This is a genomic window from Parasedimentitalea maritima (assembly GCF_005771405.1).
Lineage (GTDB): Bacteria > Pseudomonadota > Alphaproteobacteria > Rhodobacterales > Rhodobacteraceae > Parasedimentitalea > Parasedimentitalea maritima.
Map to the genome: position 1 here is coordinate 136,395 of NZ_VAUA01000011.1, position 22,814 is coordinate 159,208.

Genomic DNA, 22,814 nt, shown 5'->3' on the forward strand with positions numbered 1-22,814 from the left:
ACCGCATCTTTTGCAAGCCTAAAGGTAAGTCAATTTAGGCGACGTCACTTAGCACACGCGCCAGTTCAAACAGACGGCGGCGCTGGTTTTCCGGGATGGCATAATAGGACCGAACAAGATCGAGTGCCTCTTTGTCCCCCATCAGGTCTGCAGGCACTGACGTTTTATCGTCGCTGGCCTTATCTTCGCCATCCAGGCCTTCAAAGAAAAAGCTAACCGGAACAGTCAGTGAGTCAGCAATATCCCACAGGCGTGAGGCGCTAACCCGATTGGCCCCAGTTTCATACTTCTGGATCTGCTGAAACTTAATACCAACCTGTTCAGCCAGTTGCTGCTGTGTCATTCCAGTCAGCCACCGGCGATGGCGGATACGCTTTCCTACATGCACGTCAACGGGATGAGCCATATGTCTCTCCTCTTATAGTTAAAAGGTCTCATGTCCGGACTGCCAAAATCGAACCAGAACCAAGCGCATTTTCACGTCACGCCGCCTCTAGCCCTTCCCCATCTAACATACCGAACCAACCACACCATTACTGTACGCCCTTCTTGGTTGAATTCAAGCCCATCGCCACCCGGTCCCCGGTGGCTTTATTCCAAATAACTGATTTAACCTGTCTTTTTTTCACGCATCTAGGGTAATTTGCCCCCCTCACTCCTCCCCAGAAATAGTGAGCTTGATTATTGTTGATTCTCATTTGACAGTATTTGGCAAAATCCGCTTAGTAGCGGAAATACAGGGTTTTTTAATATGCACGCCTATCATATGCCTACCTTTGATGCCCAACCCAGTTTGGTGCAAATTGACTGCCCTCCTCCACAGGAAGGTCAAATTCAGGTCCAGGTATTCGCCTGTGGGTTGAATTTTGCAGATCTACTAATGCAAAAATCAACCTATCAGGACACACCGGAGCCGCCGTTCACTCTTGGAATGGAAATATCGGGGGTGGTCACTGCTTTGGGAGCGCAGGTTCGAGGATTTTCACTGGGTGACCGGGTCGCGGTGTTTTGCGGTCACGGTGGTTTGGCTGAGTTCGGTGTTTTCGACGCCCGGCACGCGATCAAAATTCCAGAAAAAATGAGTTTTGAAGACGCTGCCGCGTTTCAGATTTCATATGGTACTGGTCACGTAGCACTGCATCACTGTGCCAGATTGCAGCCCAATGAAACCCTGCTCGTTACAGGTGCAGCCGGAGGCGCCGGGCTAACCGCCGTTGAGATCGGCAAACAGATGGGCGCGCGCGTGATTGCACAGGCGCGCGGCAAAGAAAAACTGGCGGTCGCGCAGGCTGCGGGCGCAGACCACCTGATCGATGCAGATGAAGACCTGCGCGAAGTGGTCAAATCCCTTGGCGGCGCGGATGTTGTCTATGACGTTGTGGGCGGGGATCTGTGGACAGCCGCCTTTCGCGCCACCAATCCGGGCGGACGCCTGTTGCCCATTGGCTTTGCCAGTGGCGACGTACCACAGATCCCGGCCAACCATCTGCTGGTCAAGAACCTGACGGTGATTGGCGTTTACATTGGCGGGTATCTGAAGTCCCACCCTGAAATCATCCACGCTTCGATGTCATCTTTGCTTGAATGGTATGTTCAGGGACGGCTAACGCCGCATATTAGTCATATCCTGCCGTTGGAGCAGGTGGCCGAAGGTATGGAATTGCTGCGAAGCCGGAAATCCACCGGCAAGGTGGTGATCACAATGCCGGTTCATTCTACCTAAATAGCCAAGAGCCTTAGGGGCAGGATCTTCGCCCCCTCGGTTCCTGATTTAAGACACCAATGCAAAAGGCATCGCTGCCAACTGCCGTGCCAAAAATGCTGGGCAGTTGGCAAGATTTTATGCCGCATGCCATTGGGCAGGCGCCAGAGGCGTTGTCACACTGCTGAACGCTTGACGCAGATAGACCGACAACTCTGCCACAATATGTGACCCGGTTGCTTCTGCCCCATAGAGGTTGATCTTTTGCACAGGAAGCTCCGGCAAGCTGCCACCATGATCGATCTGCACCAAATGCTGTGGCTCAGTTCCATCAATCATCGTTTGAACAGCCAGGTCGGCTGCAACCGTCACCTCAATGGTTCGGTCGCTTTCAGTCTCCACGACCATATCCCAGGCAATACCTGATTGTTCCAGCCTTTCGACCGCCTTGGGACGGAAGGTGCAAAATCGACAAAACGCCATTGGCAATGGCCGCTGTCGCCAGGCTGACCCACCCGGTGCACCAATCCAGCGTAACGGACGCTCGGCCAGCGTTTCACTGTCATCGGTGCTGGTACTCTCAGTGGTGAGGATCAGATCGCAATCCCCCTTACTAAACTGCTCTTTCAACTGCCGGGTATTGCTGGCTACAAGTTGTACACGTACCCGTGGATAGGCGGCATTGAACCGTTGCAGAACCTGTGGGATCGCTGGGTAGACGATGTCATAAGGCACCCCCAGCATAATCTCGCCTTCATAAACCTGATCTGTCAGCCGTCCGATCACTTCGTCATTCAGTGTGACCATCCGACGGGCATAGGCCAGCAACTGTTCCCCTGAGGCGGTCAAGGCAATGGTGCGTCCGGATCGATCCAACAGTTGGAGCCCCAAAAGTTCTTCCAGACGCTTCAACTGCATCGACACGGCAGATTGGGTCAAATGCAGGAATCCGGCCGCGCGTGTCACACCGCCGTTATCTGCCACTGCCATGAATGATCGCAGGGTGGTGATGTCGAGATTTCGCATTATCACAATCCTTGATGGGTGAGTTCAAAAACATTCGTTTCCAATATCAATCATACTCCGCCATATACATCAATAGAATTGATCAGCAGATCGCAAAACATCAAGAACGCCGGAAAGGACAAGAACAATGACCTATATCGCAAACAGCTGCACCACCGCACCGAGCCGCCCCACTTTGATTGCAGGTCTGACTGCACGTCTGGCAGTCTGGAAACAGCGCCGCGCCCTGAAGGCGCTGAACGACACTGCACTGGAAGACATTGGTTTGACCCGGCGCGAAGCCAATCTGGAAGCGAAGCGCACATTTTGGGACGCTCCTGAAACTTGGCGCTGTTAAGCTCGGCTCAACGCAGTCTGGAAAGTAAAGAAATGGACGGGATGCCGAATAGGCCCCGTCCATTCACGTTTTTATGCAATATCCGCAACGAAATACTTGAAAACAAACCCCGTTCACCCGATATTTAGCGGGAGCGCAGCCGTAAGTGGCGATGCACGAGATTTTAGACGGAGACCATGACACATGGCACAATTTGACACCATTAGATCCGCTGCCGGTGCCCGCACCGCCGAGATCGATGCGGGCCTTCGCGCCCATATGAACAAAGTCTACGGCACAATGTCCGTTGGCATGTTCATCACGTTTATCGCCGCCTGGGCTATTGCAGGCTTGGCTGTCACCTCAGACCCGACAGGTGCAACTGCACAAATTGGTGCAGGTAAATTCCTGACACCGCTTGGTAATGCGCTCTACATGACGCCGTTGAAATACGTCATCATGTTTGCTCCTCTGGCCTTCATCTTCTTCGGCTTTGGCGCAGCCATGAACCGTATGTCCGCCGCTGGCGTGCAGACAATGTTCTATGTCTTTGCAACCCTGATGGGCCTGTCGATCAGCTCGATCTTCCTTGTGTTCACAGGGCAGTCGATCATTCAGGTCTTCCTGATCACCTCGATCGCCTTTGCTGGTCTGTCACTGTACGGTTACACAACCAAGAAAGACCTGTCCGCGATGGGCACCTTCCTGATGATGGGTCTGATCGGTCTGTTTGTTGCGATGATCGTCAACATGTTCATGCAGTCGACCGCGATGATGTTCGCGATTTCGGCCATCGGTGTACTGATCTTTGCGGGCCTGACTGCTTATGACACGCAGAAAGTCAAAACCACTTATCTTGAGCTGGCGCATTCCGGCGATCAGGAAATGCTGGGCAAGGCAGCCATCATGGGCGCCCTGAGCCTCTATCTGGACTTTATCAACATGTTCATGTTCCTGCTCCAGCTGTTTGGTAATCGCGAATAACCGCACCACCACATACCAAATTCAGCAAGGGGCGGATCACAGCGATCCGCCCCTTTGCGTTTATAAAAAGTGAGTTTTGTTATGAAGATCATTGATATCCCCGCCTCGGACGCTGCGCGCTTGGTCCCCTTGTTGCAGGGCCTGCATGAACTGCATGTAACCCATCAACCCAAGCGCCATTCGACCACCCCCTGTGCAAACGAACTCGAGTCGTGGCTCGGCGAATGGTTGGCAGGTGAAGGCATGGTTGCATTGGGTGCAGAAAGCCCTCAGAGCAGTTTACTGGGATACCTGATCTACCAGATTGAGCACCGCGAGGCCCTGCCTGTGCGTGACGCTGAAACACGGGCTGTGCTGCATCACATTGCGGTGCAGGAGGCTTGGCAGCGGATGGGGATGGGTAAGGCGCTGATGAGTGAGATGAAGACCCGCGTGAGCGCACAGAATGTCAAAGTCATTTCCACCAGCTATGCCCCCTTTAACGCCGCCTCTGCAGCCTTGATGTCAGGCATGGGGCTGGAGCCCGTACTGACCGTGGCGGAGTGGCGGGCTTGACCCTGATTGCCCCGGTAGGACGGACACCTTGGCTGCGCAACGTCATATCCCTACCTGAGCGTTCAATCGTATAGAGCCAAAACCGCAGGCAGCATGTAACAGGCCGCCCCTTAGCCCTGCCGTTCTAACACCAGGGTATCAATCGACGGTGGAGCGAGAACCTGAGCTGGCAAAGTTGGCTGTCCAAATTGCATTGCCCCAAACAGCAGCATCAATGCGGCTAAACCCAAAACATTCATCACCTTGAGAACAAATTGCATGTAACACCTCCTGTTCAATGACAGGTTGCGCGCCAAATAAGGCAGAACCGTGCCAAATTCTTAACACCAGGTTGCCAAGTGTTAAGAATTCAATTGAAATTGAACGGAGCTGTAGGGTTTCAGCCGTGGCTAAACCTAGCCACAGGACAGCGGTACAGCCAATGCCACAGGTTGGGTTTTTGAGACGCCTCCGCGATAGACCTTCCCCTGATGGCGACACCCGGTGAGCTGTGGGACTGCCGCCAGTAAGGCCTTGTCAGCTCCAGGAGACAGGGATTGGGACCACATGCTTTTTGGCACCTGCCCAACCAGGAACACTTCACCATTGGCCTCGGCCAGGCTGACCAGCACCTTGCTTCCGACCAGTTCCACAGTTTTTGCTGTTGCGGAAGGAGAGCCTCCCATAACCTGAGCCGCCAAAACGGGCTGGCTGGTTGAGGCGCTGCTAACATGGTGCAAAGGCAAACCGTTACTGGATGGAAGCGGCTGTGTCGCTGTTAAGCGTCTGTCTGCCGAAGAGGTTGAGGTTGCCAAGCCTACGGGTTCACTGCCCACCCCAGTGAACCCTACCCCCTGCGGCGCGGGCCCACAGGCGGTAAGAGCTAAGGCAGTCAGTGAGGTCAGAACAAAAATACGCATCATGGGAGATCCTATACGGCTTCAATCCAGTGCCACCATCGTACCGGATAAATACGGCGCCATTGCGACCTATGGATCAGCCGAGAAACTGCCGCATTCTCACCGCTGGAAACTGGATACCCGGGGCGAGATCAATGACAATTGTCTCTTCGCTTTCAAACCCGACCGAGGCGTAAAAGGGCACTGCGGTAAGGGTCGAGGCACACTCAAGTTCGATAACCCCTGACTGTCGCGCCGTGTCAATTGTGTGGCTGAGGATGGCACGCCCAATTCCCCGGCGCAGAGCCCGGTCATCTGTGACCACATGACGGATATGCCCCTTGTCGGCCCGGATACGGTCCTGGGTCCATCCGCCTGCCCCAAGAATCTGACCTGCCTCTTCGGCCACGAAATAGGTCCCGCAGTCAATAAGTTCGGGCCGCGCGCGACTGATGATTGGTAACGCCGTCACCAGCACAGAGGGAGCATAGTCCGCTTTCAAAAGTTTGGGGTAGCTACGCGCCAGTAAGGCATCGACTGCAGGCAGATCTTCCGTGATGGAAGGTCGAACAATATAGCTCATATTATGATCCTCAAAAACAAACAGGGCCCCGCAATTGCGAGACCCTGTTGTCTGTCAATCCTGACAAAAAAGGCTTACTTGATTTTGCCTTCTTTGTACTCGACGTGCTTGCGTACAACCGGGTCATACTTACGGATGACCATCTTTTCGGTCATTGTCCGTGCGTTCTTCTTTGTCACATAGAAGTGGCCGGTGCCCGCGGTCGAGTTCAGGCGGATTTTGATTGTGGTAGGCTTCGCCATGGTGCTTCTCCTGCGTCCGAAAAGGCAGGGGCCTTCCGGTAAATATCTATTCGAGGTCGGCTTGTACCCTCCCCAGCCCCCAAGTCAATAGGATTCGCGGGGGATAATTGCGCAGAGGGCCTATAAGCCGGATTTTGTTCCGGGGTTGCCCCCTTCGATGACCATTCCTCTAGGGCGCGCATTGCTGCGAACCTCAAGCTGCCAACCCGACCCCTCTTGGTTAAAGCATACCTAGCGGCGATATCCCGTTGCCGGGATCAGCCCACGCGGGGGTCCTATTTGGCATTGCTCCTGGTGGGGCTTGCCGTGCCGCTCCTGTTGCCAGCAGCGCGGTGGGCTCTTACTCCACCGTTTCACCCTTACCGCGTTTTGCCAAAGGCGAACCTCTGACTCGCCGCGGCGGTCTGTTTTCTGTGGCGCTATCCGTCAAGTTGCCCTGCCCGGGCGTTACCCGGCACCACTGCCTTATGGAGTCCGGACTTTCCTCGCGGGGCATACGCCCCCCGCGGCCATCCAGCCCTCTGCGCAGCTGGGCACTACGCATTTACTCAGAGCGCGTCAAGGTAATGATCTGGAGTTTTGGGGCGTTGCCCCTCTTAGCCTGCGGCCAATTCACCCCAGGATATTTCTAGCTAGATGAATGCGGATCCATAATTCATCTAGCTGAAAATATCCCGGAGCGCGAGGCAGAGCCTCGCATAAAAAACAGCAGTGGGGCAAAAGCCAGTCCTAAAACTTGGCGAACTCTTGTTTGGCCAAGTTTTCAATTATTCTAAGGTCTTCGTTTTCGACATGTTTGATGTTTCGAGCCTGCGGTCTGAACCTGTCCCTGAAAGCTTGAAAAGACGCCCCCTCTAAGTCGTCTACGCCGTCAAGTTCAAGACCGAAGATGGGGTAGCCAAAGCTTTCTGCATAATCGTGCCACCAACCCAGCTCCGTGGCTTGCCCAGCGGTTTCAGCGGGCCAGACACATAGACCTAGGCGGGCAAGGCGCTTCCAGTCGAACTTGGGACCTGGATCAATCTTGCGCCCCGGTGCCATGTCTGAATGGCCAATCACGGCGTCAGCCGGGATGGACCAGCGACACATAATACCCGCCAGCAGGCCCTCAAGAGCTGCCATTTGCGGCTCTGCAAAAGGATGGCCTCCGCGATTGTCCAGCTCTATACCAATGGAGCGCGAATTGATATCATCCTGACCGCACCACTGCCCCGCACCCGCGTGCCATGCGCGTTGGTCTTCGGCGACCATTTGCCAGCAAGCGCCATCACCGCCGATGAGGTAGTGCGCAGAGACTTCAACGGATGGGTCGCAGAGGCGCTGTAACGCGGCCGCTGCGCTGTCCATCGCAGTATAGTGGATCACGATCAGGGAGGGCGTCAGCCCATCGCGACGAATCCCGAAGTTTGGGCTGGGATGCCAAATCGCGGCTGGGGTTTCTGCCGCGCTATTCAGTTTTGCACCGCGTGTTGGAAAAGGATTGGATCCCATTTGCAGGCATAGCCGTCACCATCCGGATCAAGCGCCAAACGGTCGCGGCGTGGACCGCCGTTTTCCAAAAATGCCTGTTGCGCCAGATCTGACGAACGGTAGCCAGCACAATTACGGGCTGATTTCGTCCGCAGATTGATGCCAGTCCGACTGTAGATACGATTTCCGAGGGGGTTCTTGGAACTAAGCGCATAGCTGACCACGTTTGGTCCAGCATCCCCGGGGCGGGAAGGCACTGCAGTGGGTTCAATCACTTGATACTGCGAACGCTGTTGCGCAAGACGATCAGCATCACTTTCGATGCTCTGACGTGAAGACACTGCTCCAAAATCATTCTCGTCAGAAATCCCGGCATTGCTCACCACCGGTGGGGCGGGATTTGAAGGGCTGGCCTGCAGTGGAGCTTGGCCAGAGTTGCTCTGGGTTGCAGAGAGCGCAGCTGCAGTTTCGCTGGCAAAATCAGCATTGCTGTCAACCAGGCTACCTGCACTGTTCGAGCTGCCAGCACTGCGCGGGGCTGCGGCTAGAGGTGTCGTAGAAGTCTCAACAACCTGAGCTGCTGGCACCAAGGGTTCACCGATAATGGTGCTCCCGACAGCAGGCGGAGCATCAAAGGGGCTGGTGTCAAAACCGGCTTCAGCCCCGCTATCGGGAATAGGCGGTGTACAGGCCGCCAAGGCCAGCACACTGCCCACTGAGATGAGGGAGACGAGTACACGCATGATTGTTACCTGCAGTTTCTGCTCTTGTTTGCGTAAAACCTTACCACCATTTGCCCGGCTTGGCCACAAACCCGGCTGCAGCCTCTAGCGCATAAGCGGTGTTCAGCAGATCACCCTCTTCCCAAGGCTTGCCAATCAACTGCAGACCAAGGGGCAGTCCCTGCGCATCCAGACCAGCTGGAACCGAGATCCCCGGCAGGCCCGCCAGGTTCACGGTCACGGTGAAGACATCGTTCAGATACATCTGTACCGGATCCGCATCTGTCATCTCACCCAGACCAAAAGCTGCCGAAGGCGTAGCCGGGGTCAGGATCGCATCAACACCAGCGGCAAACACATCTTCAAAATCTTTCTTGATCAGAGTACGCACGCGGCGCGCCCGGTTGTAATAGGCGTCATAAAAGCCAGCCGACAGAACATATGTCCCGATCATCACCCGGCGCTGCACCTCGTGGCCAAAGCCTTCGGCACGGGTTTTCTCGTACATTTCGGTGATGCCATCGCCAGCTTCGAGAGTAGCGCGGTGGCCATAGCGCACCCCGTCATAACGGGCCAGGTTCGATGAAGCCTCAGCTGGGGCAATCACATAGTAGGCTGGCAGCGCGTATTTGGTGTGCGGCAGCGAAATATCAACGATCTCAGCACCCGCAGCTTTCAGCATCGCAGTGCCATCGGCCCAAAGCTGTTCGATTTCACCCGGCATGCCGTCCATGCGGTATTCCTTGGGGATACCGATTTTCTTGCCCTTGATGTCACCAGTCAGCATCGCTTCGAAATTCGGCACCGCCAGATCAGCTGAGGTCGAATCCTTGACGTCATGACCACACATCGCTTCGAGCATGATGGCAGCATCGCGTACCGATTTGGTCATCGGGCCCGCCTGATCCAGCGACGAGGCAAAGGCAACAACGCCCCAGCGCGAGCAGCGGCCATAGGTCGGCTTGATGCCCACAGTGCCAGTAAAAGCAGCAGGCTGGCGAATGGATCCACCAGTATCAGTACCGGTTGCCGCCAGACACAGATCAGCAGCCACAGCCGAAGCCGAGCCACCAGAGGAGCCACCCGGTGTCAGTTCGGCATCATCATTGCCACGACGCCAAGGGCTGACTGCATTACCATAGACCGAGGTTTCATTGGACGAGCCCATGGCGAATTCGTCCATGTTCAGCTTGCCCAGCATCACCGCGCCATTGTCGATCAGGTTCTGGCTGACGGTCGATTCATATTCGGGCTTAAAGCCTTCAAGAATGCGGCTACCGGCCTGACTGTCGACACCTTTGGTGCAGAATAGGTCTTTGATCCCAATAGGCAGACCGCACATCGCAGGCGCGTCGTCGCCTTTCAGGCGCTCATCTGCGGCCTTGGCGCGTTCCATTGCCAGCTCGGGTGTCTTGTGCACGAATGCGTTCAACGCGCCAGCAGCATCAATGGCAGTCAGGCAAGACTGCGTCAGCTCAACAGAGGTTGTTTCACCCTTACGAAGCAGGTCGCGGGCCTCGGCCAGACCCAGTTTGTTCAGATCAGTCATGCTCTTATTCCATTACCTTAGGCACTGCAAAGAAACCCTCGCGGGCGTCGGGTGCATTGGACAATACTTTGGGCTGCTGGTTGCCATCGTTAACCACATCTTCGCGACGTTTCAGGCGCTGCGGCGTGACCGAAGTCATCGGCTCAACGCCTTCGACGTCCACCTCATTCAGCTGTTCAATAAAGCCAAGGATGGTGTTGAACTCGTCTGCCAGCGCCGGCAGGGCGTCATCTTCAACCTTAATCCGGGCCAGTTTGGCCACTTTGGCGGCGGTGTTTTGGTCAATCGACATGGGAACCTCATATACGTTGCCTTGGCATTTACCGCCCTCAAGGCGCTGCTGCAAGCCTAGGCGGAGCGGATATCGAAAATCACTTGCCTGTTCGCCCTAGCAGTGGTCACTGTGAGGCAATTGAAAGAACAATTTACAGACCGGAGCCGCCAAATGAAGTTGAAGCTTCACCATATCAATCTGTCGACCGAAAACGTGGGCCGGATGAATGATTTTTACCGAAACGTGATGGGACTGGACAAAAAGACCGAAGGCCTGCCAGTGCTGCAAAAAAACAAGGGCTATGGTGGGGATGTCTCCTTTGTAACCGATGGCGACATTCAAATGCATCTGGCGCAAAAGGATGTGAACGCAGGTTTCAATAGCGGCCAGTTCGTCAACCCAGTGTCGCATGGGCATATCGCCTATCGCACTGATGACCTCGACAGCTTTATCGCCCACCTAGAGGAACAAGGTATTCCCTATTCGAACTGGGGCCACCAAGCGGTCGAAGGCTGGAGACAGATCTTTTTCTATGACCCCGATGGCAATGTAATTGAAGTGCATCAGGTGAACGAGGATTAGTTTACTTAAGGGCAAGCGACTCCGCCCGACCTTGGGGAGATGCAGAGCGCCTTACCACGGGGAAGGTCAGGTACTACCCGGCGATGCCGGGCAAAACAATATGGTTGCGACCATTCCGGCAACGAAAAGAGAGACCTCAAAATGAAAATCATATGGCTTGGTCATTCAAGCTTTCGCATTGAAATTGAAGATCAGGTCCTGCTGATCGACCCTTGGCTACGCGACAACCCGACATTCCCAAATGATAGCAGAGCGCAAGCCTTGACGGGCGCCACAGCAATTCTCATGACTCACGGCCATTCAGACCATGTCGCTGATGTCCCTGAGATTGCTGCTGAAACAGGAGCACCAGTTGTTGGAGTTTACGAACTTGTAGAATGGATGGAGCAAACACCTGGAGTGTCAGGCATTGGCTTCGGTAAAGGCGGCACAATCAGATTGAACGACGTCGAAGTCACACTGCTTAACGCCCAACATTCCTCATCAGTTTTAGTGGACGGATCACGACGTTATGTAGGTGGTGAAGCTGGCTTTATGATTTCAGGGGAAGGCCACACGATCTATGTCTCAGGCGACACGGATGTGATGGCGGATATGGCGATGTTTAATGATCTTCACCAACCCGACATTGGCATTCTGGCATGTGGCGGATATTTCACAATGGATATGCGCCGTGCGGTTTACGCGTCCAAAAAATTCTTCGACTTCAAAACCGTTATTCCCTGTCACTACAAAACGTTCCCAATGCTGGAACAAAGCGCAGAGGTCTTAATCAATGGCCTTCCAGATGTGGATGTCGTTGAACCGGAAGTGATGCAGCCATTGGAGTTTTGAGCGCCAGGACAATGCTATAGCATGGGGGAGGGTAATGCTCTTTTCCACGTGCAGATCCGGCGCTGCGCAACAATGCTGTGGAACGTAGATTTTCTATACATAGATTACTAAGGCACAAAAAATCTTGGGAGAACTCACAATGAAGATCATCTGGTTAGGCCATGGCTCTTTCCGAATTGAAACCGGCGACAAGGTGCTGCTGATCGATCCTTGGCTGACCGGTAATCCGGTGCTGCCCGAGGTCGCCCATGACGCAGCCATTGCCGGTGCCACCCATATTCTCTTGACCCATGTGCATTTCGATCATGTGGTGGATGTGCTGCCCCTGGCCAAGAAACTCGACCTTACAGTGGTCGGCCAATACGATCTGATTGGCTATTGGTCTGAAACCGAAGAGATCAAAACAATTGGCTTCAACAAAGGCGGCACGGTTGATCTGGGCGGGGTTAAGGTTTCGATGGTCAACGCCACGCATTCCTCGACCTTTGCTACCGAAGATGGCCCCCGTGCTGGTGGCAGCGAATGTGGCTATATGATCGCCGCGGAGGGACACATGATCTATGTATCCGGCGACACCGACATCATGGCCGACATGGATTGGATGGGCGAATACTATCAGCCCGATATTGGCATTCTATGTGCGGGCGGTCATTTCACCATGGACATGCGCGGCGCGGCCTTTGCGGCGAAGAAGTATTTTGATTTCAAAACCGTGATCCCCTGCCATTACAAAAGCTTTCCGATCCTAGAGCAAAGTGCCGAGACCCTTATCAAATCCCTGCCAAATGTCGATGTGATCGAGCCGGAAGTGATGCAGGCGATTGAGATCTGAAGAGCAGGACCGCGCCTGACCTTGGGGAGTTGCAAAGCGCCTTCCCGGGGGGAAGGTCAGGCGCGGTCCGGGCATCATACCCGGACAATTGCTCGCCCCAATCCGGCAATGCCTCGAAAACAATTCACTAGGAAGACAAGATGCCTGAATTAACAGACCTCGAAAAACACCAACATATATACGTTCTACTCAATGCAAAATTCTTATCCGAAAAGTCTTTTGAAATTCGCCACTTTGAAGTCGTCAACAAAATTATCAAAACGTATCTCGACGAAGGGTTTGAGGATAAGTCGATACAGGATTATTATGACAACTTTGGCCAGCGGCCAATGTACAGTGAATTCAAGATCATCAAGGATATTGCAGACGGGTTCGTATTCGAACGAAATCGGGATTCGAGCTACCTCCAGTCATCTGATGACTTGCGCTCAGCACTAACTGACCACTGTTTCCCTCACACAATTTCGAACTCCGTTTTAGAAGAAACCATTACTTACATCGAAAAGTCTTGACGCCCTCCACACGAAACCCCTCCCGCGCTTTCTGCGCCTTGTCCCGGCATACACAGCCCCTCGCGTGATCGTTCACTAACCCCATCGCCTGCATGAATGCAAAGGCGGTGGTGGGGCCGACAAACTTCCAGCCTCGTTTTTTCAGTGCTTTTGACAGCGCCACGGATTCGGGGCTGGTGGTCTGAGTCTGCGGTTCAGGCAGCGTTTCTGGGTCCGGCTCGAAGCTCCAGAAAAACGCCGCCAGTGATCCAGCCTCAGCCTCCAGCTCCAGAGCGCGTTTGGCGTTGTTGATCACCGCGTTGATCTTGCCACGATGGCGGATTATGCCCGCATTCTGCAGCAACCGCTCCACATCGTCCTCGGTGTATTTGGCCACCTTGGCGTAATCAAATCCATCAAAGGCCGCGCGAAAATTCTCGCGTTTGTTCAGAATTGTCCGCCAACTGAGGCCTGACTGAAAGCTCTCCAGACAGACCTTTTCAAACAGCCGGGTGTTATCGCCAACCGGATAACCCCATTCGTTGTCGTGATAGGGCAGGAATTCCGGCACTGACCCGCTCCAGCTACAACGGTTCAACCCATCCGGGCCGGTGGTAATATTACTCATTTCCTGCGCTTTCCTTACTCAATCGACCAAAAAATCCAAACGCTTGTCTGCCCGCGAAGGCGACATCTCGATGACCTCGGCTGTAACCACATCCTCTGCAACAAAGGGATCTTCGTTCACCCGTGCCTGCAACGCCTCCGCAGTGATGTTATGTGCCAGCAATCCGCCCCCGACCATAGGCTTTAACGTTCCGGCCAGTAGAAATACGCCGTCATCGAAACCGCGCTGAATCCAGGCCTTGTGCCCCTCGAGGAATTCCCCAACCTGATCTTTGTTTTTGGAAAACCTAAGTAATACGATGAACATTTACTAATCTCCGTAGCAGTTTTTGTTTGAAAAGCCTCAGGCAGCTGGTGTCAGGCTCTGCACCCAAGCCCGCATTTGATGAACTTCGGCTTTGATAAATTCAGCATCGCGAAATGCACTGGCCAAGGAGGCAACCCCCTGGCTCTGCGCGAGGAGCCGCATGGCCAAAACATCCGCATCTTCTTTCCGTCCCAGCTGCACAAACTGCTCACGCAGCCAGTCTCGAAACAGTGTGAACAGCGCATTGGCGTGGTCATGCGCCGCATGGTCTAACTTGGCCAGTTCGGACACCAAAGTGCCCACAGGGCAGCCGTGCAACACGATCTTAGATTGGTTGGTAATCAGGATCTGTATGAAACAGCCGATACGCTCTGCCGGTCCCTGCCCCTCTGCCTGCCAGTCCCGCAACATTGCGCGTGTTTTGTTCAGACGCAAATCAATCACTGCCGTCAGTATCTCATCCTTGGTTTTGAAGTGATGATAGAAATTGCCACGCGAAACCCCGACAACGGCAGCGATTTCCGCAAAAGACGTGTGTTCAAAACCGGTCTGGTAAAACAGAAGGTCTGCCGCATCAACAATCCTATCGCGCGTGTTTGGTCTAGGCACCTCATGTCCTTTCAAGGGTGATTCCATTTCAAGTTAGGACAGCCGACCTAGTTTGAAAAGCAAAAATAGGTCAAGCGTCCTAAATGAAGGGTTTGGCTCCTAAGCGTATTCCAGGCGTCAAGGCAACATTTTATCGCCGAGCAGCAAAGAATTCCTTCAGCATCCGCTCAGCCTCATCCTCGGAAATACCGTCGTAAACCTCAGGGGTATGATGCGCCTGCGCATGCGAGAACACCTTTGCGCCGTGCGCGACGCCACCGGATTTGGGGTCAGACGCGCCATAGTACACCCGGCTGATCCGCGCTGCAGCAATAGCAGCGGCACACATGGCGCAGGGCTCCAGCGTGACATAGAGATCATAACCCGCCAGCCGTTCAGACCCACTTGCAGCACAGGCCGCACGGATGGTCAAAATCTCGGCGTGGGCAGTGGGATCGCAGTGCTCTCGGGTGCGGTTTCCTGCAATTGCAGCCACCTGCCCTCGTGGATCTATCAGCACCGCGCCGACCGGAACCTCGCCCCGATCTGCAGCTGCGCGCGCTTCGCTAAGCGCCTGTTCCATATGAGATTTGAAAACCATGCAGCAAATTGCCTTGGAATGCGTCCTTTCGCAACCGCTCAGAATGGTCTAAGGGCCACTAATGACCCAATCTCAGACCCCTCCTCCCGGCGCCACCCCATCCGGCGACCGTATCGCCAAAGTTCTGGCCCGTGCCGGTGTTGCCTCACGCCGTGAGGCCGAGCGCATGATCCAAGCTGGTCTTGTCACCGTCAATGGCAAGTTGATTGACAGCCCAGCGTTGAATGTCACACCGCAGGACAAAATCACTGTCAACGGCAACCCCGTCGGAGATCCGGAACCCGCGAGGTTGTGGTTGTATCACAAGCCCTCAGGCTTGGTGACGACCAACAGTGATGAAAAAGGGCGCAAAACCATTTTCGATGCACTGCCCGAAGATTTACCACGGGTGATGACGGTGGGCCGGCTGGATTTGAATTCCGAAGGCTTGCTGCTGCTGACCAACGACGGCGGCATCAAACGCCAGTTGGAGCTGCCCTCAACCGGGTGGCTGCGCAAATACCGGGTACGGATCAACGGGCGCCCGCAAGAGAAAGATTTCGAGCCACTGCGTAAGGGCATGGTTATTGACGGGGAGCGCTTTCAGCCGATGGAAGTGGCGCTAGATCGTCAGCAGGGTGCCAACGCCTGGCTGACCATTGGCATCCGTGAAGGTAAAAACCGTGAAATCCGCCGGGCTATCGAAGATATCGGCTTCACCGTGAACCGCCTGCTGCGGGTGTCTTATGGTCCGTTCCAATTGGGTCAGCTAAAACTTGGCGCGGTTGAAGAGATCCGTCGCAAAGTGATGCGCGACCAACTGGGTCTCGCGGCTGAGCCGGAACCAGAAAAGCCCAAGAACACAAGACGTGTGGTGCGCAAAAAGCCCAGCACGATGGCAGGCAGACCTGGTCGACCTAAGCCACCAGAAGAGGACGGACGTCCCGCTGGTCGCAGTTACTCCAACAAGGGCGCTGACAGATCCGGAGGTGGTAAACCCTCTGGTCGTACAAGCGGGAAACCCGCCGGCAAGCCATCCCGGCGCCCGGATGGACGCTCTGGTGGCAAGCCAATCGGCAAAAATCCCCGCCGCTGATCGCGTTGCGCATCAGTTCCCCCTAGAAAGAAGCGCTGCTATCCCCTAGATTTCTAGGGGAAACAGCGTCTTCGGGAGAACCCGCGTGCAGAAAATTGCTTTTGTGGCCCTATTGATCTTGATGCTTGGCCTAGGTACCGGCTGGATAGTGGGGATCTGAACCAATGGCCAAAAAATATGGTGGGCAATTTAGTCCCGAATCTGCACCGGAAGCGCCCTCACCTCACAAAAACTCATATAAAAACGCCCAGTTGGATCCGATTGGACTGCGCTCAAATCTAATGTTTGTGCCACCAGCAGTCCTGCTGTTGATGTCGCTGACGGATGGGGCATCGGGGCTGGCGCTGGGGTTGGTTGGAGCTGGAGTCTGGAGTGCCGCAGCCTGGATGTTGCGGGAAGGGCTGCGCGCCGAAAGCGCCTTTAACGCCCGCCGCGTTGCCCGCCGCCCAGTTTTGCCTCGCAAATTGGCTGCCTCTCTGCTGACCGGAATTGGCGCTGCCATTGCTGCCTGGAAAGCGGAACCGGGCGTATTGATTGCTGCTGTTTATGGCTCGGCAGCCCTGGGCCTTCACCTCGCCGCCTTTGGTCTGGATCCGATGAAAGACAAAGGCGTCGAAGGCATTGATGACTTTCAGCAGTCCCGTGTCGCCCGGGTTGTGGATGATGCAGAGGATTACCTGACCGAAATGCGCGATGCTGCATTGCGCGCACAGGACCGGCAGGTCGAAGCCCGCATCGAACAGTTCCAATCCGTCGCTCGCGACCTGTTTCGTACCGTCGAGGAAGATCCGCGCGATCTAACAGCCGCGCGTAAGTATCTGACGGTCTATCTACAGGGCGCGCGCGACGCGACAATCAAGTTTGCCGATATCTATGGCCGCAGTGGTGATACCCAAGCCCGTGTCGACTATCTATCGCTGTTGGATGACCTGGAAAAAAACTTTGCTGCCCGCAACCGCAAGATGCTGTTAGAAGACCGCAGCGATCTGACCATTGAAATTGATGTGCTGCGTGACCGTTTGCAGCGCGAAGGGGTCCATCTGGACCTGACCTAATTAAATAAGGAATGCCTTTATGTCCGAGATTGTGAAACAAAAAGCGACTGAGGCCGAGACGTTGGTCATTGAAACCACGGCCATTGTCCTGCCCGAACCTGTGGCCGAGATCCAAACACTGGAGCAAGCTGACGCCCCCAAAAGCGAAGCGATCCGCACCCGTATGGATCAATTGGACATGACGGACAGCAATTCGATCATTGGATTTGGATCGGCGGCACAAGCGGAATTGCAAGTGATTTCGCAGGCCATGTTGGCAGATGTCCGCAACAAAGATGTTGGCCCGGCAGGCGATAGCTTGCGAGACATGGTCACCGCTATTCGTGGGTTTTCGGTTTCGGAACTGGATGTGCGTCGAAAGCCCAGCTTGTGGGAGCGCATTATCGGCAAGGCAGCGCCTTTTGCCCAGTTCACAGCCCGCTACGAAAGTGTTCAGGGTCAAATCGACAAGATCACAGACAACCTGTTGGGGCATGAACACACGCTGCTGAAAGACATCAAATCGCTAGACGTCTTATATACCAAGACACTCGAATTTTACGATGAACTGGGCCTGTACATCGCTGCCGGTCAGGAAAAACTGACTGAGCTGGACACCACCACCATCCCCGCCAAAGAGGCTGAGGTAAACGCCGCCGCTGAAGGCGAACAGGTGATGCAGGCGCAGGAGCTACGCGACATCCGCGCCGCGCGGGACGATCTGGAGCGCCGGGTGCATGATCTAAAACTGACCCGCCAGGTCACCATGCAGTCGCTGCCCTCAATCCGTTTGGTTCAGGAAAATGACAAGTCACTGGTCACCAAAATCAACTCAACCCTGGTGAACACCGTGCCGCTGTGGGAAACACAGTTGGCGCAGGCGGTGACCATCCAACGGAGTGCCGAGGCTGCCGCTGCGGTGCGCGAAGCCAATGACCTGACCAACGAGCTTCTGACCGCCAACGCCGCCAACCTGCGCACCAGCAACAAGATGGTGCGCGAAGAAATGGAACGCGGCGTATTTGATATCGAAGCGGTGAAGCAAGCCAACGCAGATCTGATTGGCACCATTCAGGACAGTCTTGCGATTGCGGACCAGGGCAAAGCCCAGCGCGCCGCAGCTGAAGAAGAGCTGAAGAAGATGGAAGGTGAGTTGCGCGATACGCTTGCCGCTGCCAAGGCGCGCAAAGACGGGGTTGGTGACACAGCCGCAACTTCGGTCCCCAGCTAAGCCAATGAATGCTCGGCGGCGAAATAGATGGCTACAGGCGCCACGGTTTGGAGCAGGTCTAATTGGCCTGACTGCACTGCTAGCCTGCACGCCACCGCCACCGCGGGATTCGCTGGTGCCACAATCGCGCCCGGAGGACCTTGCGCCCCCCCCACGATCATCCGAAAGCGAGCAACTGGCCCACTACTACGCGGTTTTGCAGCAGGACCTGTTGACCCGCGGCTTACTACGGCGGGATGGAGGGGGACCGGACACGCCTTATGACGCGGATAAATTGGTCAGAAACTTCGAGGCCATTGCCTTTTTTGACGAATACGCAGGCAGCGGCAGCGGCAGCGCTGGCGGGCTCAGCCGGTGGCGAGGGCCTGTTCGCCTGAAAGCAGAGTTTGGCCCGTCTGTCTCAAAGGCACAGCAGTTTGAAGATAGCCGTTTCCTTGCCGACTACGCAAATCGGCTGGCACGGATCACCGGACATCCGATCAGCACCCCAACGTCTCGCGGCAATTTTTACGTGATCTATGCCGGCAAAGACGATAGCGATTTTGTGCGTGCCCGGGTGCAGCAGATATTGCCCGGCATCAGCGCCGAAAACCTAGAAATCTTTGCCAATCCGCCGCGTAGCTTTTACTGTCTGGTGCTAGCTGGTGGACCGCAAAACGACCCGCTGTCCTATACCCGCGGTATCGCATTGATTCGTGACGAACACCCGGATTTGGTGCGTAAAAGCTGTGTACATGAGGAAGTTGCGCAGGGGCTGGGATTGCGCAACGACAGTCCAAGGGCACGACCATCGATCTTTAATGATGACGATGAATTTGCCCTGCTCACCAGCCACGATGAAAAACTGCTGACCATGTTGTATGATGCGCGTCTGCAACCCGGGATGAGTGCCGAACAGGCCCGCCCCATCGCCCGCATCATAGCAAACGAATTGATGGGGGTGCCTCCAGAGGCCACGCCCCGCGCCTATTAGTAAGAGGACCTGCACAATGGGAATTTTTGATTTTCTGACCGGTGAATTCATCGATGTCATTCATTGGACCGACGACACTCGCGACACCATGGTCTGGCGCTTTGAACGCGAAGACCACGAAATCAAGTACGGCGCCAAGCTGACTGTGCGCGAAGGTCAGGCAGCCGTTTTTGTACATGAGGGCCAGTTGGCCGATGTCTTCACCCCCGGCCTCTATATGCTTGAAACCAACAATATGCCGGTGATGACCACGTTGCAGCATTGGGACCATGGATTTCAGTCGCCGTTCAAATCTGAGATCTATTACGTCAACACCACGCGGTTTAACGACCTGAAATGGGGCACCAAGAACCCAATCATCTGCCGCGACCCCGAGTTTGGCCCGATCCGCTTGCGCGCCTTTGGCACCTATTCGGTCAAGGTCGCCGACGCCGCCCGGTTCCTGACTGAGATCGTCGGCACTGATGGCGAATTCACCATGGATGAAATCTCATTCCAGGTGCGCAATATCATCGTCCAGGAATTTTCACGCGTGGTGGCCGGGTCCGGTCTTCCAGTGCTGGACATGGCGGCCAACACGGCCGATCTGGGCAAGCTGGTTGCCGCGGAGATTTCCAGCACCATTAGCGAATACGGGCTGTCGATCCCTGAGCTCTACATCGAAAACATCTCGCTGCCCCCTGCGGTAGAGGCGGCGATGGATAAGCGCACCCAGATGGGCATTGTCGGCGATCTGGGCCGTTACACGCAATTCTCGGCCGCCGAAGCGATGACGGCAGCAGCACAAAATCCAAACGGTGGCATGGGCGCAGGTCTTGGCATGGGGATGGGTATGGGCATGGCGCAACAGATGGCAGCTGGTCAGGCCGCAGGCCCATGGGGCGCCCGCCCTGCCCCCGCTGCGGCAGCACCGGCCGCGCAACCGGCACCGGCGGCTGCGCCAATTGCCCCCCCGCCGCCACCTGTGGAACATGTCTGGCACTTGGCTGAAAACGGCCAGACCACCGGACCGTTTTCCAAGGCCCGCCTAGGGCGCATGGCGGTTGAGGGCGGATTAACCCGCGAAACCCATGTCTGGACCCCGGGTCAGGATGGGTGGAAACGCGCCGGTGATGTCGCCGAACTGGCACAGCTGTTCACCATCATGCCGCCGCCTCCGCCGCCTGCTCCAGGTGCTTGATATGAAAGTTCTGGCTGCCACAATAATTGCCGCGCTTGGCCTGTCGGCTGGCGCGGCCCTTGCTGCTGATCCGGCCGAACTACGTCATAAGAAAGCCCCTAAAGGCTACGAGATCATAACCTTTGACGCCCTGCAAAAACAGTTTCACAACGCAGGATCAGATACTCAAGAGTTTTCGCTTCAAGCTGGTAATGAATTCCGTTTTACTTTCTTACCAGATGGGAACGTTGTATATCGCCCCATGCGCGCCCTAACCGACCTTACCGAAACCTCACGGTCATACTATCCAGCGCCCGACCTTCTGTGTATTGCGAGTACCGGGAACTGGAGCGGAATGTGCGTTAAGGTTTACAAGAATGCCGCAGGCCAACTTTATTGCACGGGTGTTTTTGGCAACCGCGCCAAATGGAAAAAGAAATGCGAGATAGGTTCCTAGCCAACCTTTCGCAGTCACTACAGGAATTACTCTACTATGAACCGACGCTCCGCCGTTAAATGGATGCACTGGCTTTGCCTTGGGCTGATTGCATATTTCTATCTTGTGGAACCCGATGAAAATAAGGCCGATCCTGGATTAGGTCTGTCCACTCATGCAGGCGTTGGGCTGATCCTATCGGTAATCGTCGCCCTCTGGCTCGCCTTCTATTTGACCAAAGGCTTGATGGGTCGCCCTGGCCCGAAGCTGCCGAGCTGGGCCAAAGGGTTTCACCACCTAAGTCACAAAACCCTGCAATATGGCGTCGCGGTGGTTGTGGCCTCAGGCGCATTGGCCGGGCTTGTCGCCCCCTTTGCCATCCGCGCTTTTGGAACTGTGCCTATTAATCCGGCTTTTGGTAGCAAATGGTTGCACGAACTGGCCGAAGAGCTGCACGAGATAGTCTTTGACGGGTTGATCATCGTGATCCTGGCCCATGCTGCATTTCATATCTGGCGGCACTATTGGCTGAAAGACAATGCTCTGCGTATCATGGTGCCACGCGTTTTGCACAAATACCTTTGAGACAAGGGATACCCTGTGACCACACCTCCACCTCCTCCCGCCTCACAAGACAGCCCTGCCACCCCGGATGAATCACATCGCTTTCCCTGCGAACAATGCGGCAGTGATTATCGCTATGATCCCAAGAACCAAACGCTGACCTGTGATCACTGCGGTCATACGGATCAGATCAGTGATGGGCCATGGCGGGCTACAGGCCTGCGTGAGCTGGACTTTGACACTGCGATTGCACAGCAGCTGCCCGAAGCTGAGATCGAGGTGACCCGGATTTCGGCCTGTCCCAACTGTGCAGCGCAGGTTGAGTTTGATCCCAACACCCACGCCAAGGAATGCCCGTTCTGTGCGTCACCAGTGGTGGTAGACACCGGTGAAAACCGTCACATTAAGCCGAAAGGTGTGCTGCCATTTGGGGTTGATGAGCGTAGCGCTCATAAGGACATGAGCGCTTGGCTAGGCAAGTTGTGGTTTGCCCCTAACGGCCTTAAGGAATACGCACGCAAAGGCCGCAAAATGCAGGGCATCTATGTCCCCTACTGGACTTTTGATGCGGACACCAAATCCAACTATTCTGGCCAACGCGGGACCGTATATTACGTCACCGAAACCCGGATGGTGGATGGCAAGAGCGAAAGCCACCAAGTGGCCAAAGTACGCTGGAGGCCCGCCTCGGGCCGCGTTCAGCGTTGGTTTGACGACGTGTTGGTGCTGGCCTCAAAAAGCCTGCCAAAACGATATACAGAAGCACTGGAGCCCTGGGACCTATCCGCGATGGAACCCTATCAACCGCAGTATCTGGCCGGGTTCCGGGCCGAGGCCTACGCCGTCGAGCTACAGGACGGATACACTGAAGCGCGGGACAAAATGGATCGGGTAATCGAACGTGATGTGCGGTTCGACATTGGCGGAGATCGTCAGCGGATCCATGACATCAATACCAGTGTTTCAGAGGTTACATTCAAACACGTCCTTCTTCCAGTATGGTTGGCGGCCTATAAATACCGTGGCAAAACCTATCGGTTTGTCGTCAACGGGCAATCCGGCCGCGTGCAAGGGGAACGCCCCTATTCTGCTTGGAAAATTGCGGGGGCCGTGGTTGTTGGTCTGATCATCGCTGCAGGCATCGGATATCTGGCTGCCCAGCAGTAAGCTCTGACACCT

30 protein-coding genes and 1 other RNA gene are annotated in these 22,814 nt (G+C 55.2%); 16 read left to right on the top strand and 15 right to left on the bottom strand.

Features of this window, described 5'->3' with window-relative positions:
- Positions 1-34 precede the first annotated feature (34 nt).
- Positions 35-406 (bottom strand): helix-turn-helix domain-containing protein, encoded by a 372-nt coding sequence (locus FEE96_RS19700; protein WP_138164838.1) that lies wholly within the window; start codon positions 404-406, stop codon positions 35-37.
- 345 nt (positions 407-751) lie between these two features.
- Here FEE96_RS19700 and FEE96_RS19705 point away from each other — a divergent pair, with 345 nt between their 5' ends.
- A complete protein-coding gene (locus FEE96_RS19705) occupies positions 752-1,723 on the top strand; it encodes an NADPH:quinone oxidoreductase family protein (RefSeq protein ID WP_138164839.1) in 972 nt (323 codons plus the stop codon).
- 117 nt (positions 1,724-1,840) lie between these two features.
- On the opposite strand, the gene FEE96_RS19710 is transcribed toward FEE96_RS19705, so the two are convergent.
- Positions 1,841-2,728 carry a LysR family transcriptional regulator gene (locus FEE96_RS19710; protein ID WP_138164840.1) on the bottom strand — a complete coding sequence of 296 codons (888 nt, stop codon included), beginning with the start codon at positions 2,726-2,728 and terminating at the stop codon, positions 1,841-1,843.
- Positions 2,729-2,855: 127 nt separating this feature from the next.
- Between FEE96_RS19710 and FEE96_RS19715 the strand changes: the two genes are divergently transcribed.
- The 3 genes from FEE96_RS19715 (at position 2,856) to FEE96_RS19725 (ending at position 4,583) form a co-directional block, all read left to right on the top strand.
- The gene (locus FEE96_RS19715) at positions 2,856-3,065 is read left to right on the top strand and encodes a DUF1127 domain-containing protein (RefSeq protein ID WP_138164841.1); all 210 of its coding nucleotides are present in this window, start codon (positions 2,856-2,858) and stop codon (positions 3,063-3,065) included.
- Positions 3,066-3,248: 183 nt separating this feature from the next.
- Positions 3,249-4,028: a Bax inhibitor-1/YccA family protein gene (locus FEE96_RS19720; RefSeq protein WP_138164842.1), complete on the top strand. Its 780-nt coding sequence runs from the start codon at positions 3,249-3,251 to the stop codon at positions 4,026-4,028.
- 81 nt (positions 4,029-4,109) lie between these two features.
- Positions 4,110-4,583 carry a GNAT family N-acetyltransferase gene (locus tag FEE96_RS19725; protein WP_138164843.1) on the top strand — a complete coding sequence of 158 codons (474 nt, stop codon included), beginning with the start codon at positions 4,110-4,112 and terminating at the stop codon, positions 4,581-4,583.
- Between the two features lie 110 nt (positions 4,584-4,693).
- Here FEE96_RS19725 and FEE96_RS23580 read toward each other — a convergent pair whose 3' ends face one another.
- From FEE96_RS23580 to gatC, 9 genes are all read right to left on the bottom strand, one after another.
- A complete protein-coding gene (locus FEE96_RS23580; RefSeq protein WP_158980957.1) occupies positions 4,694-4,843 on the bottom strand; it encodes a hypothetical protein in 150 nt (49 codons plus the stop codon).
- 135 nt (positions 4,844-4,978) lie between these two features.
- Positions 4,979-5,485, bottom strand: coding sequence for a hypothetical protein (locus FEE96_RS19730; RefSeq protein ID WP_138164844.1), 507 nt, complete (start codon positions 5,483-5,485; stop codon positions 4,979-4,981).
- Between the two features lie 73 nt (positions 5,486-5,558).
- A complete protein-coding gene (locus FEE96_RS19735; protein ID WP_138164845.1) occupies positions 5,559-6,044 on the bottom strand; it encodes a GNAT family N-acetyltransferase in 486 nt (161 codons plus the stop codon).
- A 74-nt stretch (positions 6,045-6,118) separates the two neighbouring features.
- Complete coding sequence (gene rpmG / locus FEE96_RS19740; protein WP_008206879.1) at positions 6,119-6,286, bottom strand: 50S ribosomal protein L33; 168 nt, start codon at positions 6,284-6,286, stop codon at positions 6,119-6,121.
- Positions 6,287-6,393: 107 nt separating this feature from the next.
- Positions 6,394-6,811: RNase P RNA component class A (rnpB, locus tag FEE96_RS19745), an RNA gene on the bottom strand.
- A 204-nt stretch (positions 6,812-7,015) separates the two neighbouring features.
- A complete protein-coding gene (locus FEE96_RS19750) occupies positions 7,016-7,777 on the bottom strand; it encodes an N-acetylmuramoyl-L-alanine amidase (protein ID WP_138164846.1) in 762 nt (253 codons plus the stop codon).
- A complete protein-coding gene (locus tag FEE96_RS19755) occupies positions 7,738-8,499 on the bottom strand; it encodes a hypothetical protein (protein ID WP_138164847.1) in 762 nt (253 codons plus the stop codon). The genes FEE96_RS19750 and FEE96_RS19755 overlap by 40 nt, the downstream gene beginning before the upstream one ends.
- Positions 8,500-8,539: 40 nt before the next feature.
- A complete protein-coding gene (gene gatA / locus FEE96_RS19760) occupies positions 8,540-10,027 on the bottom strand; it encodes an Asp-tRNA(Asn)/Glu-tRNA(Gln) amidotransferase subunit GatA (RefSeq protein ID WP_138164848.1) in 1,488 nt (495 codons plus the stop codon).
- A gap of 4 nt (positions 10,028-10,031) precedes the next feature.
- Positions 10,032-10,319 (bottom strand): Asp-tRNA(Asn)/Glu-tRNA(Gln) amidotransferase subunit GatC, encoded by a 288-nt coding sequence (gene gatC, locus FEE96_RS19765; protein WP_138164849.1) that lies wholly within the window; start codon positions 10,317-10,319, stop codon positions 10,032-10,034.
- A 153-nt stretch (positions 10,320-10,472) separates the two neighbouring features.
- Here gatC and FEE96_RS19770 point away from each other — a divergent pair, with 153 nt between their 5' ends.
- The 4 genes from FEE96_RS19770 to FEE96_RS19785 all read left to right on the top strand — a co-directional run bounded on the left by FEE96_RS19770 (position 10,473) and on the right by FEE96_RS19785 (position 13,061).
- The gene (locus FEE96_RS19770; RefSeq protein WP_138164850.1) at positions 10,473-10,883 is read left to right on the top strand and encodes a VOC family protein; all 411 of its coding nucleotides are present in this window, start codon (positions 10,473-10,475) and stop codon (positions 10,881-10,883) included.
- 141 nt (positions 10,884-11,024) lie between these two features.
- Positions 11,025-11,717: a metal-dependent hydrolase gene (locus tag FEE96_RS19775; RefSeq protein ID WP_138164851.1), complete on the top strand. Its 693-nt coding sequence runs from the start codon at positions 11,025-11,027 to the stop codon at positions 11,715-11,717.
- Between the two features lie 139 nt (positions 11,718-11,856).
- Positions 11,857-12,549, top strand: coding sequence for a metal-dependent hydrolase (locus tag FEE96_RS19780; RefSeq protein WP_138164852.1), 693 nt, complete (start codon positions 11,857-11,859; stop codon positions 12,547-12,549).
- A gap of 140 nt (positions 12,550-12,689) precedes the next feature.
- Positions 12,690-13,061, top strand: coding sequence for a hypothetical protein (locus FEE96_RS19785; RefSeq protein WP_138164853.1), 372 nt, complete (start codon positions 12,690-12,692; stop codon positions 13,059-13,061).
- Here the strand turns inward: FEE96_RS19785 and FEE96_RS19790 are convergent.
- From FEE96_RS19790 to FEE96_RS19805, 4 genes are all read right to left on the bottom strand, one after another.
- Positions 13,039-13,668, bottom strand: coding sequence for a DNA-3-methyladenine glycosylase I (locus tag FEE96_RS19790; protein ID WP_138164854.1), 630 nt, complete (start codon positions 13,666-13,668; stop codon positions 13,039-13,041). The two genes, FEE96_RS19785 and FEE96_RS19790, sit on opposite strands and share 23 nt — an antisense overlap.
- A gap of 18 nt (positions 13,669-13,686) precedes the next feature.
- Positions 13,687-13,974, bottom strand: coding sequence for a YciI family protein (locus FEE96_RS19795; RefSeq protein WP_138164855.1), 288 nt, complete (start codon positions 13,972-13,974; stop codon positions 13,687-13,689).
- Positions 13,975-14,010: 36 nt separating this feature from the next.
- Positions 14,011-14,583 (bottom strand): TetR/AcrR family transcriptional regulator, encoded by a 573-nt coding sequence (locus FEE96_RS19800; protein WP_246079522.1) that lies wholly within the window; start codon positions 14,581-14,583, stop codon positions 14,011-14,013.
- 130 nt (positions 14,584-14,713) lie between these two features.
- Positions 14,714-15,163 carry a nucleoside deaminase gene (locus FEE96_RS19805; protein WP_138164857.1) on the bottom strand — a complete coding sequence of 150 codons (450 nt, stop codon included), beginning with the start codon at positions 15,161-15,163 and terminating at the stop codon, positions 14,714-14,716.
- Between the two features lie 61 nt (positions 15,164-15,224).
- Between FEE96_RS19805 and FEE96_RS19810 the strand changes: the two genes are divergently transcribed.
- From FEE96_RS19810 to FEE96_RS19845, 8 genes are all read left to right on the top strand, one after another.
- The gene (locus FEE96_RS19810) at positions 15,225-16,238 is read left to right on the top strand and encodes a pseudouridine synthase (RefSeq protein WP_138164858.1); all 1,014 of its coding nucleotides are present in this window, start codon (positions 15,225-15,227) and stop codon (positions 16,236-16,238) included.
- Positions 16,239-16,402: 164 nt separating this feature from the next.
- The gene (locus tag FEE96_RS19815) at positions 16,403-17,293 is read left to right on the top strand and encodes a 5-bromo-4-chloroindolyl phosphate hydrolysis family protein (RefSeq protein ID WP_138164859.1); all 891 of its coding nucleotides are present in this window, start codon (positions 16,403-16,405) and stop codon (positions 17,291-17,293) included.
- Between the two features lie 19 nt (positions 17,294-17,312).
- Entirely contained in the window at positions 17,313-18,503 is a 1,191-nt protein-coding gene (locus tag FEE96_RS19820; protein WP_138164860.1) for a toxic anion resistance protein, read from the top strand.
- 115 nt (positions 18,504-18,618) lie between these two features.
- The gene (locus tag FEE96_RS19825; protein WP_342770985.1) at positions 18,619-19,476 is read left to right on the top strand and encodes a DUF2927 domain-containing protein; all 858 of its coding nucleotides are present in this window, start codon (positions 18,619-18,621) and stop codon (positions 19,474-19,476) included.
- Between the two features lie 16 nt (positions 19,477-19,492).
- Positions 19,493-20,656 carry an SPFH domain-containing protein gene (locus FEE96_RS19830; protein WP_138164861.1) on the top strand — a complete coding sequence of 388 codons (1,164 nt, stop codon included), beginning with the start codon at positions 19,493-19,495 and terminating at the stop codon, positions 20,654-20,656.
- 1 nt (position 20,657) lies between these two features.
- On the top strand, positions 20,658-21,092 hold the full coding sequence (locus FEE96_RS19835) for a hypothetical protein (RefSeq protein WP_138164862.1): 435 nt from the start codon (positions 20,658-20,660) through the stop codon (positions 21,090-21,092).
- A 36-nt stretch (positions 21,093-21,128) separates the two neighbouring features.
- Positions 21,129-21,656 carry a cytochrome b gene (locus tag FEE96_RS19840; RefSeq protein WP_138164863.1) on the top strand — a complete coding sequence of 176 codons (528 nt, stop codon included), beginning with the start codon at positions 21,129-21,131 and terminating at the stop codon, positions 21,654-21,656.
- Between the two features lie 15 nt (positions 21,657-21,671).
- Positions 21,672-22,802 carry a TFIIB-type zinc ribbon-containing protein gene (locus FEE96_RS19845; protein WP_138164864.1) on the top strand — a complete coding sequence of 377 codons (1,131 nt, stop codon included), beginning with the start codon at positions 21,672-21,674 and terminating at the stop codon, positions 22,800-22,802.
- Positions 22,803-22,814: the final 12 nt, after the last annotated feature.

Coding starts and splice junctions, on each gene's coding strand:
- FEE96_RS19780 (WP_138164852.1), top strand. CDS start 11,857: ATGAAGATCATCTGGTTAGGCCATGGCTCTTTCCGAATTGAAACCGGC.
- FEE96_RS19795 (WP_138164855.1), bottom strand. CDS start 13,974: ATGTTCATCGTATTACTTAGGTTTTCCAAAAACAAAGATCAGGTTGGG.
- FEE96_RS19705 (WP_138164839.1), top strand. CDS start 752: ATGCACGCCTATCATATGCCTACCTTTGATGCCCAACCCAGTTTGGTG.
- FEE96_RS19775 (WP_138164851.1), top strand. CDS start 11,025: ATGAAAATCATATGGCTTGGTCATTCAAGCTTTCGCATTGAAATTGAA.
- FEE96_RS19735 (WP_138164845.1), bottom strand. CDS start 6,044: ATGAGCTATATTGTTCGACCTTCCATCACGGAAGATCTGCCTGCAGTC.
- FEE96_RS19750 (WP_138164846.1), bottom strand. CDS start 7,777: ATGGGATCCAATCCTTTTCCAACACGCGGTGCAAAACTGAATAGCGCG.
- FEE96_RS19755 (WP_138164847.1), bottom strand. CDS start 8,499: ATGCGTGTACTCGTCTCCCTCATCTCAGTGGGCAGTGTGCTGGCCTTG.
- FEE96_RS19820 (WP_138164860.1), top strand. CDS start 17,313: ATGTCCGAGATTGTGAAACAAAAAGCGACTGAGGCCGAGACGTTGGTC.
- FEE96_RS19725 (WP_138164843.1), top strand. CDS start 4,110: ATGAAGATCATTGATATCCCCGCCTCGGACGCTGCGCGCTTGGTCCCC.
- FEE96_RS19805 (WP_138164857.1), bottom strand. CDS start 15,163: ATGGTTTTCAAATCTCATATGGAACAGGCGCTTAGCGAAGCGCGCGCA.
- FEE96_RS19835 (WP_138164862.1), top strand. CDS start 20,658: ATGAAAGTTCTGGCTGCCACAATAATTGCCGCGCTTGGCCTGTCGGCT.
- FEE96_RS19815 (WP_138164859.1), top strand. CDS start 16,403: ATGGCCAAAAAATATGGTGGGCAATTTAGTCCCGAATCTGCACCGGAA.
- FEE96_RS19710 (WP_138164840.1), bottom strand. CDS start 2,728: ATGCGAAATCTCGACATCACCACCCTGCGATCATTCATGGCAGTGGCA.
- FEE96_RS19830 (WP_138164861.1), top strand. CDS start 19,493: ATGGGAATTTTTGATTTTCTGACCGGTGAATTCATCGATGTCATTCAT.
- FEE96_RS19785 (WP_138164853.1), top strand. CDS start 12,690: ATGCCTGAATTAACAGACCTCGAAAAACACCAACATATATACGTTCTA.
- rpmG (WP_008206879.1), bottom strand. CDS start 6,286: ATGGCGAAGCCTACCACAATCAAAATCCGCCTGAACTCGACCGCGGGC.
- FEE96_RS19700 (WP_138164838.1), bottom strand. CDS start 406: ATGGCTCATCCCGTTGACGTGCATGTAGGAAAGCGTATCCGCCATCGC.
- gatA (WP_138164848.1), bottom strand. CDS start 10,027: ATGACTGATCTGAACAAACTGGGTCTGGCCGAGGCCCGCGACCTGCTT.
- FEE96_RS19730 (WP_138164844.1), bottom strand. CDS start 5,485: ATGATGCGTATTTTTGTTCTGACCTCACTGACTGCCTTAGCTCTTACC.
- FEE96_RS23580 (WP_158980957.1), bottom strand. CDS start 4,843: ATGCAATTTGTTCTCAAGGTGATGAATGTTTTGGGTTTAGCCGCATTG.
- FEE96_RS19840 (WP_138164863.1), top strand. CDS start 21,129: ATGAACCGACGCTCCGCCGTTAAATGGATGCACTGGCTTTGCCTTGGG.
- FEE96_RS19715 (WP_138164841.1), top strand. CDS start 2,856: ATGACCTATATCGCAAACAGCTGCACCACCGCACCGAGCCGCCCCACT.
- FEE96_RS19720 (WP_138164842.1), top strand. CDS start 3,249: ATGGCACAATTTGACACCATTAGATCCGCTGCCGGTGCCCGCACCGCC.
- FEE96_RS19770 (WP_138164850.1), top strand. CDS start 10,473: ATGAAGTTGAAGCTTCACCATATCAATCTGTCGACCGAAAACGTGGGC.
- gatC (WP_138164849.1), bottom strand. CDS start 10,319: ATGTCGATTGACCAAAACACCGCCGCCAAAGTGGCCAAACTGGCCCGG.
- FEE96_RS19790 (WP_138164854.1), bottom strand. CDS start 13,668: ATGAGTAATATTACCACCGGCCCGGATGGGTTGAACCGTTGTAGCTGG.
- FEE96_RS19810 (WP_138164858.1), top strand. CDS start 15,225: ATGACCCAATCTCAGACCCCTCCTCCCGGCGCCACCCCATCCGGCGAC.